Here is a 14,200-nt window from a genome sequence, read left to right on the forward strand (position 1 = left end):
TTTTACTATTTAAGTAGCAGAACTAAAGAGATCCTATCATTTACATGTAGCTTCTGAAAGATAGAAGTTACATGTGCTTTTACAGTCCTTGTCGATATCCCCATTTTATTTGCTATTGCTGCGTTTGTAAGACCGTTTAAAATATGCATAATGACCTCTTGCTCTTTTTCCGAGAGTCTTTGTAAAAGAGGTTTTGCATCTTCACTTATTATATTTTGGTTTAATGCTACTAAAGATGCTGTCAGTTCAGGATATGTCCAGACTTTCGACTCACTTACGGTCTCGATCATCTGTTTGTAGTGTACTTGTAACATTCTTGAGTTTCCATATCCCTTGATACCGTGAGAAAGTAAAAACTTTCCGGTAGCAATAGTCGGTACTTTCTCAAGAATGATGAGATTTACAGGTGTTAAATCAGAAGAGATCCAGTTATTGACTTCATGAGAAACAGTGTCATAATCAGCTACGATTATAGAGTTTGGAAACTCTTGAAGATAGGTGAGTAAACTGTTTTCATTATCGAAGTTTTTAAAACTGTTGATCTCCTCTTTCTTTTCAAACTCCTGAAGCATATTGTAGTCATAACTGAAAAATAGTATTGTCTGCATCTTATCTCTCTGTAAAAACATATTGCTTGGATTTTAAGATAGGTTTTAAAATATACTCCATAACAGTCTTTTTACCTGTCACGATATTAACATCGACCACCATACCCGGAATGATCCTTAGTGGACGTTCAGGTGTTCCGAGATAATTCTTTTCCGTCTCTATCTTTATTTGATAATAGGTGTTGTCTTTTTCATCCGTGATGCTGTCAGGGCTGATATTGACGACCTTGCCGACCAGTCCCCCGTAAATAGCATAGTCATATGCCGTGAATTTTACCTTTGCTTCTGCACCGGGACGTATAAATGCTATATCTGTCGGTTTTATTTTAACCTCGAGGTAGAGTTTTTCACTTGTAGGGACTATCTCGACGAGATCCTCTCCCGGTTTGATAACACCGCCGACAGTATTTACAAAAAGCTTTTGAACTATACCGTTTACAGGTGATCTTACAAGTGTTCTATTGACTTGGTCTGTAAGAGCGACTTGTTCTGCATTTAAGCTTTCGTAGTCTGAAGTTACTTTGTTTAACTCTTCTCTTTTATCGTTTACGAATTTTTGTTTTGCTTCTATTCTTTTATTTCTATATTCGCTAATTGCTGATTTAAGTCTCGGCAGGGAAGATTTGGCAGCATCTAGTTTTTGAGTGATATCATTTCCTTCGCGTTTTAGCTTTAGAAAATCGACTTTTGATTTGACTCCCTCTTTTACCATAGGAGCCGTCATCTCGATCTCCTCTTGCACATATCGAAGAGATCTTTGAATATTGTCTATGCTGTCAAGTGCTTCTTGATACTCCTGTTTTTTCTGCTGGATCTGATCCGATAATGAGTTGTCTTTTGCAGTGTACTCATTCATGTCCGAATTATAGAGCCTTTTTTCAAGCTGTAGCTGTCTTTTAAATATCTCGTCATCAGTTTGCGGCAGATCAAACGGTAGAAGATTCGCTTCTGCTTGTAAACGCATTTTTTTTGCTTTTAATGACAGGAGTTTGATCTCATTTGAAGTAGAGTTTGAGATAGACCTTGAATTGTTTATTTTTAAGATGATCTGATCTTTTTTAACTTCATCTCCTTCATGAACCATGATCGATTCTACAATACCGCCTTCAAGGTTCTGAATCACTTGATTTTGTCCGTACGGTATGACTTTACCGCTTCCTCTGGTGATCTCATCAATAGAAGCAAACGATGCCCATATGATAGCAATAAAGATAGTAACGAGCCATATTTTTAAAACAGTACTTACTTTAGACGGTGTTCTTTCAAGTATTGCAGCACTAAGGCTCTGCATAAATTCATAGTCTTTTGCATTGAACTCATTCTTAGCCATTAGAACCTCCTCCTTGTAGCTGTTTTAAAGCTTCTTCTTTAGGAGCGTCTACTATTATTTTCCCATCATTGAGCACTATCACTCTGTCTACTATTTTGAGCAAAGCCATTTTTTGTGTGACAAAGATCGATGTCTTATCTTTGAGTGCTTCTTCCAGATTGCTTAACAGCTTAGCTTCCGTTATCTGATCCATAGCATTGGTAGGTTCATCTAAAAGCATGATCGGTGAATCAAGCAAGAATGCACGTGCAACACCGATACTTTGTCTTTGTCCGCCTGAAAGCCCGGCACCTCTTTCTCCTACAGGCATCTCGTAGCCTTTAGGATGTTTTTTTACGAACTCTGCTGTCGTACTGATCTGTGCTGCTCTTATCATAGATGCATCACTTGCATGTGTCGCACGATACGTAATATTGTCTTTTAGTGTTCCGCGAAACAGCATAATATCCTGTGAAACATAACCGATATTTTTACGAAGGTCTGCCGGATCCATTTGCTTAATATCGATTCCGTCAATAAGGACTTGTCCGCTGTCGGGCTCATAAAGTCCGAGGATAAGTTTTTGGATCGTACTTTTTCCTGATCCGATTCTACCGATAAAAGCGACATTCTCACCAGGATTTATCTTAAAAGATATATCTTTTAATACTTCAACATCGGTATTAGGGTATTTAAAAGTGACCTCTTTAAATTCAATGACACCGTTAAAATCAGGTTTCTCCACAAACTTTTTACCGGCAGGTCTTTCACTTGGCTGAGAGATGATATCGTTGATCGTCTGATATGATGTTTTTGTATCTTCATAGTTTGTCATAAGTGCTGCGACTTGTCCCATAGGAGCAAGTGTTCTTCCTGTCAGGATAACCACAGCGATGAGTCCCCCCATAGAGAGTTCAAAATCTTTTATCAAATATGCACCGTAGACCACTACCATTACAGTGTTTAACTGGATAAGCAGCTGTGTGATAGTAGGGATGGAAGCTGATAAGAGACGGGATTTTAATCCTCTTTCTGCAATCTCGCCTGAGGCTTCTTCCCACTGCCATTGTGCAAGGCTTGATGTCCCCAAAGTTTTTAGCGTCTCAATATTATTGAGTGTCTCGATCAAAATAGCACTTTTTTTCGCACTTGCTTCATGCGTACTTTCGATGCTTCTGCGAAGCGGTGTCTTGATAAAAAAAGCATAACCTAGAATGATCATCATAGTAATAATAGGAATAAAAACAATAGTTCCGCCTATGTAACCGATGACCGCTAAAAATATAATCGTAAACGGCAGGTCAATAACAGCTGCCATCGTCGCATTTGTCAAGAAGTTTCGTATAGCGTCAAAGTCTCTGATATTACTTGCAAATGAACCGACGGATGCCGGGTGATGTGCCATTTTCAGGTTCATGACTTTTTCAAAAACGATCGATGACATAATCACATCGCTTTTTTTGGCAGCAACTTCGAGCAAGTAGGTACGCGTAAACTTTAAAAATGTATCTATACCGTATGCAATGGTGACTCCTATGGCAAAGACCCAAAGAGTCTCCATCGCATTGTTTGGAACGACTCTGTCATAGACATTCATGGTAAACAGCGGACTTGCTAGAACAAAGAGGTTGATAAGCAGTGAAGCAAGAATAACATCTTTATATGTGCTAATTGAGAGTTTGATTGTACTCCAAAACCAATGTTTTTGTGTCAGTTGAAGTGTTCTGGAGTTTTCTTCGCTGTACTCAAAGGCTTTCTTGATCATAAAGGCATAGCCGATGTACTCATCGTCTAATGTCTCGATATCCACCCATTGTTCTATCGCTTCCTCTGAAGGCATAATGATCTTAGCTTCTTTTCTGTCTTTGCTGAAACTGTCTAGAATACAGGCACCCTGATTCGATAACAGTATGATCATAGGAAGCTGAAGAGGTGAGATCTGTTGCAGAGGTCTTTTAATAAGAGATGATTTTAATCCGGCTCTCTCCGCTGCACGGGAAAAAAGACCTTTTGAACTGTTGATCGAGAAAAGTTCTGGAGCCTCTTTGCCCATCTCTACGGGAAGTCCTGCTGTAAGAGCTTCCGCAGAGTAGGGCTTGTGGTAGAGTTTGGTAAATAATACTAGACAATCAAGAAGGGAGTCCATTCTTAGATTTTCATAAGATGCTATTGCCACGTATTCATTCCCTCTATTTTAGTTTTTTTACAATAATGTCTACTCTATTGTTCATCTGTTTTCCGTCAGAAGTCTCATTACTTACTAAAGGAGCTTCGTCTGCTTTAGATAGCACTGTGATGTTCTCTTTTGCGATTCCGGCTTTTTCAAAGATCGATGAAACTGTCTGTGCTCTGTTTTGCGCAAGTTTAGAGATCTCTTTTTTAGCCAAGTCATCGCTGTCGACATTACCGATAACAGTTAGTTTTATTTTGTCAAATCCATAAGGCTGAAGCTGTTTAAGAAGTGCATTTAGTTTGTCAGCTCCATCAGTTGTCAATTCCGAAGAATCATTTTCAAAAGTAAACGGTGTATATCTTTCAATAACAGAGACATTCGAATCAGTATAAGAACATCCGTAAATATTTTTCATATCTTCTGAAAGAGAGTTGCTGCACAGATCGCTGTCATCGACTATCAAGTCATGGTCATTATCGTAAGAGACCATAAGTCCATCGTTGTTGTTAGGTGTTTTGCCGTTTAATCCGACTGAACCGTAGTAGTTTAAATCGTTATCTGAAAGCACCGTGTCTACAAGCTGTCCCATCGCATCAAGGATTCTATATTTTGCAAGTAAAAGATTGTACTCGTTATTGATGATCTGCGATTTTGAACCTATAAAGTCATTCTGTGCAGAAAGAAGGTCAAGTAAAGAGCGTCTTCCAAGATCGTATTCTTTTGAATAGAGAGTCAATGTTTTTAAACTATATGTCTTATAATCTCTTAGATTTTTAAGCTGATCTTTTAGCTTTTCGTAAGAGATCCAAGCTTGGTTTAGATTTTGGATGATCTGTCTGCGAATAGAGTTTTTACTTTGAACTTCTTGATGTATTTTGCTAACACTCTTTTGCAGGTTTGCTTCATCAGAAAAACCGTTAAAGAAGTTGTATTTCAGATACGCCATAGCTCTAAAAGTATCATCGTTCCCTTCTACTCCGCTAAGGTTTTTATTCATCGATTGTGATACTTCTAGATCGACTGTAGGGTAATAGGGTGCTTTTTTCTCTTTATATGTAGCCTGTGCCAGTTCAACATTGTATTTTGCGACAAGGATCGAAGGATTGTTTTGTATAGCACGTTGTGCTGCATCTTCCATAGAAGCAGGAAGAGCAACGTTTAACTCAGGTTTTTGCATTTCGTCCGGATCTAAATACCTTCCCAGAAATCTCTGCATCGTAAATTTTGCATCCATCAGGCTGTTTTCCTGGACGACATAGTTTGATTTAGCGAGTGATAATGATGACTGGATCTTGTTGACCTCTGAAAGAGTAGTCAGACCTGCGTCATATAGCTTTTGTACTTTTCTAAAGATCTCATCAGTAATGTCGACATTCTCTTTTGCAGTCTCTAAAAGTTCTTTATTCCTTAAAAGCTCTAAATATGAGCTTACCGTAGAAAATGATACAGAATTTACTTTTTCGATGTAGCTGTAAGCTGCAGAGATGGTTCTGGCTTCCTGCTCTTTGACCTGATATGTAGTCGCAAAACCGTTAAACAGGTTTTGAGTAAGGGTCAGTGAGTTTTGATAAACGGAAAGATTGGTATTGACATCTGCAAGTCCCGGTCTGCTTGATTTCTCATTTTTCTCAGTCCCCACACCGAGAGAAAGATTCAACTTCGGATAATAACCCGCTTTTGCAATCGAGACATCCTCTTTTGTCGCATTATAGTTTTTTGCTTTTTCAACAATGTCCGGATTTGTCTTTATGACCTCTTGAATCGTTGTCCTGAGATCCTGTGCAAAAATCGCAGTTGATACCAGAACAGATAACAGCAATACCCTTTTCATCAATTTACCCCTTTAATTTTATTTTAGTCTTCTTTTTCTACCATCTCTTTATATTGTGCAGCCATTTTATCTATCATATCTCTATTAGGAATTTTTCTTGAAGCAGTATATCCGATAATATTATCATTCTCATCATATTTTGGAATAATATTTACGATAACCCAGTAAAACTTGCCGTCTTTACGCAGGTTCTTTACATACCCTTCCCACATCTTTCCGCTTTGTACTACTTTCCACATCTCCTCAAAAGCAGCTTTAGGCATATCTGGATGACGGAGGATGCTGTGTGGCTGACCAATAGCTTCTTTGGCAGAATATCCACTCATCTCGACAAACTTTCTATTTACGTAAGTAATGACACCTTTTGTATCTGTTTCAGATATAAGTGTTCTCCCGTCAAAAAATACTTCTTCATTAACTGGCTTAGGTCTTTGCATTAATTTACCTTTTTAATAAATATTTTGGAATAGTATATCTTTTATACCCTTATGCAATATTTATATGATAACAGTTGCGTTATAATTGCATAAAAATAAGTGTAAATAAAAGGTGCCTATAAATGTTATCATCTGACGTAGATAAACTTTTAGACCAGAAAAACAGACTGTTAACCGAGATATATTTCGATCTTCAAAAACATTTTGAAGAAAAGTATGGAAACGATACAGTCGTATTTATGGAGATCGGTACCTTTTTTGAAGTCTATGAGATCAATAACGATGATGAACAGATAGGTAAAGCAAAAGAGATAGCTGAACTTTTAAACATACAACTTACAAAGAAAAATAAATCCATCATTGAAAACTCTGCAAAAAATCCTCTTTTAGCCGGAGTCCCTGCGGTTTCGTTTGAAAGATATTTAAATCGTCTTATTCAGGAGCAAAAATACACTGTAGTTGTAGTGAAACAGCGTGGAAAACCGCCGAAGATCAGCAGGTATATCTCGCAGATCATCTCTCCGGGTACAAACTTTGACTACACCATAGATAATGACGACAACTACATCGTCTCTTTACTTGTGGACAAGCACCGTGATATCTATACGGTCGGATACAGCGCCATCGACATCACGACAGGAAAGACATGGCTCTATGAGACACACGGAAGCAGCGAAGACCCGTCATATGCGCTAGATGAGGTGTTTAACCTTTTAAACATCTATAAGACAAGTGAGGTCGTGCTTACATTTTTAGATGGAGTGGACGATCAAAGAGCGGTACTCAACTATCTAGAGATCCCGGAACATTATCATTACACTGTCAATCATGACATCCCCCGCATCGATTATCAAAACGAGCTTTTTGAAAAAGTGTACCAGATACAGTCGCTTCTCTCTCCTATAGAGCATCTGGACTTAGAACGCTCGCCAATGATATCGCAGGCGTTAGCGATACTTGTACATTTTGTCATCGAGCATGACGTACATATCATTCAGAAGCTCGACCGTCCGAACATCATAGACAACCGCCGTTACATGTACCTTGGCAACAATGCGCTTGAGCAGCTTTCCATCATTTCAAAAGACAGAAGTGAGATGACGCTTCTTAAGATGCTTGATAAGAGTGCCACGGCGATAGGACGTCGTCTTTTAAAAGAGAGACTTCTAAACCCTATTATGGACCCAGAAGAGCTGACACGCCGCTATAATCTTATAGACAGAGTCAATTCTCATACTAGATATCTTGAAGAGATCATGCGTGGTATCTATGACTTGGAACGTCTTTCTCGCCGTCTTGATCTTGGGCGTTTACATCCTTTTGAGATGAATCATATCTATGAGTCGATGATCAATGTCAAGGAACTGATGGGCTACATCAAAAAACATAAGATCCAAAAGACGACTTTTGCCGAGCATGAAGTAGACGAGTTTTTAAGAGATATCTCTAAAAGCATAGACCTTGATGTTTCAAGACGCTTTACGGTAGCTACGATTGACGAGAACTTCTTGATGAGAAGCGTGGATGCGGCAGTAGATACATTAGTGGATGAAAATGCGAAGATGCTTCAGACATTTAATATCATTATGGATCATATACAGGAGTTGATAAACGGTGTGACATCAAGCAATTCGACTGGAAGTGTGGCACTTGGAGTTCTTGATAAAGAGGGCTACTATATAACGCTGAGCAAAAACAGATATTCACTTATCGAGAGTATTTTTAAATCACATGAGATCGATATCGATGGCTTACATGTAAGTTTTAGCGAATTCAGTGTTAAAAAGCTGACGAACAACGTAAAGATAACATCTCCGTTTTTAGATGAACTCTCAGACAAGATCATGCGAAACAAAACCAAGATAGTCGCACTCGTAAAAGACAGATATACACAGCTTCAAGGTGTTTATGAACGCCGTTATGCACTCCTTTTTGATCGTGTAATACAGTATGTTGCAGACCTAGATGTAGCGGTGAGTTCATCAAAAGTCGCGCAGATGTACAACCATTCAAGACCGATGCTGGTGGATGTCAAGGATGACGAGAACTTTATGCAGATCATGCAGCTGCGCCATCCGCTTATCGAACTGCAGCAGCGCCGAGGCATCTACGTGCCAAACGACATCGTCATGGGGAACCGCGAATACATGGACGTACCGTATCCGACGACTGTTATGCTTGACGTACATGTACATGACGGTCACGACATCAACGGTGTGCTTTTATACGGAATCAATTCAAGCGGAAAATCCTCTTTGATGAAAAGTATCGGTATAGCCGTACTCATGGCGCAAAGCGGGTTCTTTGTGAGTGCTTCTGCGATGAAGTTCTCTCTTTTTGAATCCATCTTTACACGTATTGTTTCACGCGACAACCTTGCTAAGGGACTTTCGACTTTTGCCGTGGAGATGGTCGAACTCAAAAACATCTTTAACCGTGCAAGCGTGAAATCTTTAGTTCTGGGAGATGAGATATCACACGGAACGGAGACGCTCTCAGGTGTTGCCATTGTGGCAAGTGCCATCATAAAACTGGCAAAGCTCAGAAGCATATTCTTGTTTGCAACACACCTGCATCAGCTTTCTACTATGGGCGAGATCCGCAGACTCAAAAACGTGGTCGATCTGCATCTGAGCGTTGAGTATGATGAAGAGAAAGATATCCTTGTCTTTAACCGCGTACTTCAAGCAGGCAGCGGAAGCAGTATCTACGGACTGGAATTTGCAAAATCGCTTCATATGGACGGTGAGTTCTTAGATACTGCAAATACGATACGAAAACGCCTTGCGAACGACTTTGACGAGCTTGAGCTTTTAGTCAAGAAAAAGACGAGCAAGTACAACAAAGAGCTTTACGTCACAAAATGTGTCATCTGCGGGGCTATGGCTGAAGACGTGCATCACATCTCGCAACAGTCGCTTGCAGATAAAGCCGGCTTTATCGGGCATTTCCATCAAGACCATAAACACAACCTTATACCTCTTTGTAAAGAACACCATAGATTGATCCACGATGGTAAGATAAAGGTTAGCGGGTTTATAATGACCTCAAAGGGCTTACAGCTTGAGTATGAAGAGATGTTAAAACCGTCTCAGTCTCTTGTCAATGAGGGTGATGAGCTTGCAGTAAACATCATAGAAAAGAAAAAAGAAGAGGTCGAAAAAGAGGAAAAACCTGTTTTAGATGATTGGGATTTTTAGAACACGACTTTAAATCTGTTTACATGTAAAGATGGAGGTGAGTGATGAATTTAAAAGAACCTACAGCCTGTCATGACGGCAGTTGCGAGATCGGGAAGACATTTTATACCTGTCCGATGCATCCTGAAATACACCAAGATCATCCGGGGACATGCCCAAAGTGCGGTATGGCTTTGGAAAAAGAGACACAAACAGTTTCTACGGTAAAAACACAGTACACCTGTCCTATGCATCCCGAGATCATAAGAGACAAACCCGGAACCTGTCCAAAATGCGGTATGGCGCTCGAATCCGTAACGGTTGAAGTAGAAGAGGAAAACAGAGAACTAAACGATATGAGCCGCCGTTTTTGGATCAGTCTTGTTTTTGCTCTGCCTGTTTTCATTGTCGCTATGACAGCCGACCTGGCTCCTGCACTATTGCCGAAAAGTATCTCCATGAAAGAGATCCAATGGTTTGAATTTATCCTCTCTTCTCCCGTAGTCCTGTGGGGCGGATGGCCTTTTTTTGTCCGAGGATGGCAGTCGCTTCAGACATGGAATCTTAATATGTTCACACTAATCTCCATGGGTGTTGCAACGGCTTGGATATATAGTATAGTCGCACTTTTTATGCCTCATATCTTTCCTGCTCTGATGCAAACCAATGAGGGACTTGTGCATGTTTATTTTGAAGCTGCGGCAGTTATTACGGCTTTGGTGCTTCTAGGTCAGGTACTTGAACTAAAAGCGCGATCTAAGACCAATAGTGCCATCAAGACCCTTCTGAATCTTTCTCCAAAGCGGGCTCACCGCATAGATGCAAAGGGAGAAGAGGAAGAGATAGCTCTTGAAGCTGTTGAGGTAGGAGACACTTTAAGAATCAAGCCGGGTGAGAAGATTCCCGTGGACGGTGTCGTCATAGAGGGAAAAAGCAATGTCGATGAGTCGATGATCACGGGTGAACCCGTCGTAGTCGCTAAATCTGAAGATGACAGGCTCATAGGTGCGACACTCAATACAAACGGGACTCTGCTGATGCGGGCCGAGCGTGTAGGAAGCGATACGATGCTCTCACAAATAGTCGACATGGTGGCAAAGGCACAGCGCTCGCGTGCACCTATCCAGCAACTCGCAGACACGGTATCAGGCTACTTCGTGCCGGCAGTCGTTATATCTGCTGTATTGGCATTTTTAGGATGGTATCTTTTTGGACCCCAGCCGCGTCTGGCTTACGCTATTGTCGCTGCTGTCTCCGTGCTTATCATCGCTTGTCCCTGTGCTTTAGGTCTTGCAACACCCATTTCCATTATGGTCGGAACCGGACGTGCGGCACTTTCAGGGATACTCATAAAAGATGCACAGACTTTGGAAACAATGGAAAAAGTGACTACTTTAGTCGTTGACAAGACTGGGACTTTGACACAGGGGAAACCGCGCCTTACAAACATAAAAGTTGTAGAGGGATTTGATGAAAACGAGATGCTGCAATATGCCGCAAGTATTGAAAAAGTAAGTGAACACCCGTTAGCAGAAGCTGTAGTGGAGCGTGCAACAGAGGCCGGTCTGTCTCTTTTACATGTAGGCGAGTTTAATTCAGTTACAGGTAAAGGGATCGAGGGCAGGATAGAAGGTAAAAAAGTAGTTCTAGGAAGCGAAAAGTTTTTAGAGAGTCTGGACATCGCGACCATAGAGATGAGTGATAATGCGGACCTTTTACGTAAAGAGGGTAAAACGGTCATCTTTCTGGCTGTAGAGAACACTTTAGGTGCGATCTTTTGTATAGAAGACCCGATAAAAGAGAGTTCTAAAGAAGCGGTCAAGATGCTTTTGGATGAGGGCATAAAGGTAGTGATGTTAAGCGGGGACAATGAGCAGACGGCAAATGCCGTTGCAAGAAGATTAAATATCAGCGAGGTCTATGCCAACATACTTCCCGAGGGAAAAGGCGAGGTGATCAAAAAGCTTCAGCAGGGCGGCGCAGTCGTGGCAATGGCAGGAGACGGCATCAATGATGCTCCGGCGCTCGCCCATGCAGATGTAGGCATCGCTATGGGAGGCGGAACGGATGTCGCCATCGAGAGTGCAGGGATCACTCTGATAAAAGGGGACCTGATGGGTATCATCAAGGTGATAAAACTCAGCCGTGCGACGATGAAGAACATACGACAAAACCTCTTTTTTGCTTTTGTCTATAACAGTATCGGTATTCCTGTAGCAGCCGGCTTGCTCTATCCATATTTTGGGATACTCTTATCTCCGGTTATTGCGGCGACAGCTATGAGTTTCAGCTCGGTATCGGTCATCACAAATGCACTTCGATTAAAAAACATAAAGATATAGGAAAACATTAGATGAATATAGCCGTATCAGGGTGTCTGCTTGGAGAGAAGGTCCGTTATGACGGCGGTGATAAGCGTGATAGTTTCATAGCCGATGAGCTTGGAAAATATGCCGAGTTTACACCATTTTGTCCCGAAACGATCGTTTTTGGTACTCCGAGACCTTCAGTCAGACTTGTCACTTTCCAAGAGCAGATAAAAGTACTTAGGAACTGTGACCTAGTAGATGTTACAAAAGAGCTTGAAAAAGGCGTCAGAGAAGAGGTAAATCGCCTAAAAATTCTAGAACTGACAGGCATCATCTTTAAATCCAGGTCACCAAGCTGCGGTCTAGGCACAACACCGACGTATCAAGAAAACGGTCTGGAAGAGGGGAAAAGTTACGGACTTTTTGCAAAAGCGTGCAGGGATGAGTATCCACTTTTGCCGATGGAGGAGGAGGGCCGTTTATGCGATCCTGAGGTTCGAGAAAACTTTGTGATGCAGCTTTTTGCCTACGATGCGTTTGAGACATTTAAAAAAGCATCTCCAAAGATGAAAGAACTTGTCGCATTTCACACAAGATATAAGTTCCTGCTTCAGGCAAAAGATGAAAAGGACTATAGAGAGCTCGGTAATGTGACTGCTAACCGTGAAGGTTTGGAGTTTGGCGAACTTTTTCAAAAGTATGAGCATCTTTTTAAGACAGCCATCTCAAAAAAAAGCTCCATAAAGTCTATACGAAACGTATTGGAGCATATGGCGGGATTTTTAAAAAATGAATTGAGCACAAGTGAGAAAGCGACTTTGCATAAACAGATAGAAGAGTATGCTCAAAAGAGAATTCCGCTTATTATGCCGCTGAACACATTGTATCAATATGCTAAAAAGTATGAGGTCGACTATCTGCTGGAACAGGTTTTTTTACAGCCGTATCCTCATAATCTGGCACTTTATTCATATTTGGAAGGTTTAAATGAAGATACTTTGGTTTAGAAGAGATCTAAGAGTGGAAGATAATCCACTTTTATCGGTAGAGGGAGTCGTCTTGCCTATCTTTGTCTTCGATGCGGATATATTGCAAACGCTTGATCTAAGCGACAGACGGGTGAGTTTTATCTTTGACAGCGTGATGAAGCTCAAGAGGAAGTTGAAGTCGATGGGGCTTGACCTGGCTGTGTTCTTTGCAAAACCAAAAGAGGTGTTCTCTTACCTAAGCCAGTTTTCTCCCACAGAAGTAGTGGCTTCTGGAGATTACGACTCTTACGCAGTCCAACGCGATATGGAAGTATCGCAAATACTTCCATTTAGATATATCTACGACACCTATATTTTTGAACCCGAAGAGATACTAAAGAGTGATGGTACACCTTATGTTGTCTTTTCGGCATTTTATAATAAAGCAAAAGAGATATTTGCCGCTAAGCATCTGCAGGAACATCATAGAGGTGAGAACTATATGTTTCAATTTAACTGCGACAAGCTCTATCATCTCAGCGAATCAAATCTTTTTTTGATGCAGCTTGTCATAGAATCGTTTGGATTTAGAAGAGTATCTTACGAGATCGAGCCGCTTGATGCTCTTTTGGATGAACTGCCGAAAAAACTGAACGGCTATGAGCATGACCGTGATTTTGTGTCTCTTGATGCGACCTCACATCTGAGCGTGCATCTTCGTTTTGGAACGCTGGGTATACGGGAACTGCTGCGTTTTTTGATCATGTGTATGAAAGAGGGGATCGAGACAGAGGCATTTTTCAGACAGCTTGTATTTCGCGATTTTTACGCATATCTTCTTTACCATTTTCCGTATCTGGAATGGGAGAACTTCCGTTATCCGTTTAAAGGCATCGAAGATGAGAAGAGATACAGAGGTTTTTGCGAAGCAAGAACAGGTGTGCCCCTTGTCGATGCAGGTGTAAGAGAACTGATTGCGACGGGTAAGATGCATAACCGCGTGAGGATGGTATGTGCTTCATTCTTTACAAAAGACCTGCTTTTACCGTGGCAGTGGGGAGAGAAGTTTTTTGCAAAGCATCTTTTTGATTATGATGCAGCGTCAAACATCCTTTCATGGCAGTGGAGCAGCGGCACGGGAGTCGATCCACAACCCTATTTTAGAATATTCAATCCCTATCTTCAAGCGAAAAAGTTTGATAGTGATGCTTTGTATATAAAAAGATGGATCAAGGAGCTTGAAAATTTTGATGTAAAAGATATTAACAATGAGGATTTTCTTTTACAAACGAATATAAAAGGGTATCCCAGACCTTTAGTAGAACACAAAAAAGCTTCTATGGAAGCAAAAAACTATTTTGATGAATGTTTGAAGTCTTAATCTAA

At 40.8% G+C, this 14,200-nt stretch carries 9 protein-coding genes; 4 read left to right on the forward strand and 5 right to left on the reverse strand.

Features of this window, described 5'->3' with window-relative positions; translation table 11 throughout:
- Positions 1-5 precede the first annotated feature (5 nt).
- From WCX87_RS03740 to WCX87_RS03760, 5 genes are read right to left on the reverse strand one after another with little or no spacing between them, the layout of a single operon-like run.
- On the reverse strand, positions 6-608 hold the full coding sequence (locus WCX87_RS03740; protein WP_345980701.1) for a LuxR C-terminal-related transcriptional regulator: 603 nt from the start codon (positions 606-608) through the stop codon (positions 6-8).
- Between the two features lies 1 nt (position 609).
- The gene (locus WCX87_RS03745) at positions 610-1,938 is read right to left on the reverse strand and encodes an HlyD family type I secretion periplasmic adaptor subunit (protein WP_345980702.1); all 1,329 of its coding nucleotides are present in this window, start codon (positions 1,936-1,938) and stop codon (positions 610-612) included.
- Complete coding sequence (locus WCX87_RS03750; protein WP_345981092.1) at positions 1,931-4,063, reverse strand: type I secretion system permease/ATPase; 2,133 nt, start codon at positions 4,061-4,063, stop codon at positions 1,931-1,933. Before WCX87_RS03750 ends, WCX87_RS03745 begins: the two co-directional genes overlap by 8 nt.
- A gap of 43 nt (positions 4,064-4,106) precedes the next feature.
- The gene (locus WCX87_RS03755; protein WP_345980703.1) at positions 4,107-5,921 is read right to left on the reverse strand and encodes a TolC family outer membrane protein; all 1,815 of its coding nucleotides are present in this window, start codon (positions 5,919-5,921) and stop codon (positions 4,107-4,109) included.
- Positions 5,922-5,944: 23 nt separating this feature from the next.
- The gene (locus WCX87_RS03760; RefSeq protein WP_345980704.1) at positions 5,945-6,358 is read right to left on the reverse strand and encodes a PAS domain-containing protein; all 414 of its coding nucleotides are present in this window, start codon (positions 6,356-6,358) and stop codon (positions 5,945-5,947) included.
- A 122-nt stretch (positions 6,359-6,480) separates the two neighbouring features.
- Here WCX87_RS03760 and WCX87_RS03765 point away from each other — a divergent pair, with 122 nt between their 5' ends.
- The 4 genes from WCX87_RS03765 to WCX87_RS03780 are packed head-to-tail and all read left to right on the forward strand — an operon-like array spanning position 6,481 to position 14,195.
- Positions 6,481-9,558, forward strand: a complete 3,078-nt coding sequence (locus tag WCX87_RS03765) for an HNH endonuclease (protein ID WP_345980705.1) — start codon at positions 6,481-6,483, stop codon at positions 9,556-9,558.
- Between the two features lie 44 nt (positions 9,559-9,602).
- Positions 9,603-11,879: a copper-translocating P-type ATPase gene (locus WCX87_RS03770; protein ID WP_345980706.1), complete on the forward strand. Its 2,277-nt coding sequence runs from the start codon at positions 9,603-9,605 to the stop codon at positions 11,877-11,879.
- An 11-nt stretch (positions 11,880-11,890) separates the two neighbouring features.
- Complete coding sequence (locus tag WCX87_RS03775; RefSeq protein ID WP_345980707.1) at positions 11,891-12,853, forward strand: DUF523 and DUF1722 domain-containing protein; 963 nt, start codon at positions 11,891-11,893, stop codon at positions 12,851-12,853.
- Positions 12,834-14,195, forward strand: coding sequence for a deoxyribodipyrimidine photo-lyase (locus WCX87_RS03780; RefSeq protein ID WP_345980708.1), 1,362 nt, complete (start codon positions 12,834-12,836; stop codon positions 14,193-14,195). The genes WCX87_RS03775 and WCX87_RS03780 overlap by 20 nt, the downstream gene beginning before the upstream one ends.
- The last annotated feature ends 5 nt before the right edge of the window (positions 14,196-14,200 follow it).

The sequence above is a fragment of the Sulfurimonas sp. HSL3-2 genome, assembly GCF_039645965.1.
Lineage (GTDB): Bacteria > Campylobacterota > Campylobacteria > Campylobacterales > Sulfurimonadaceae > Hydrocurvibacter > Hydrocurvibacter mobilis.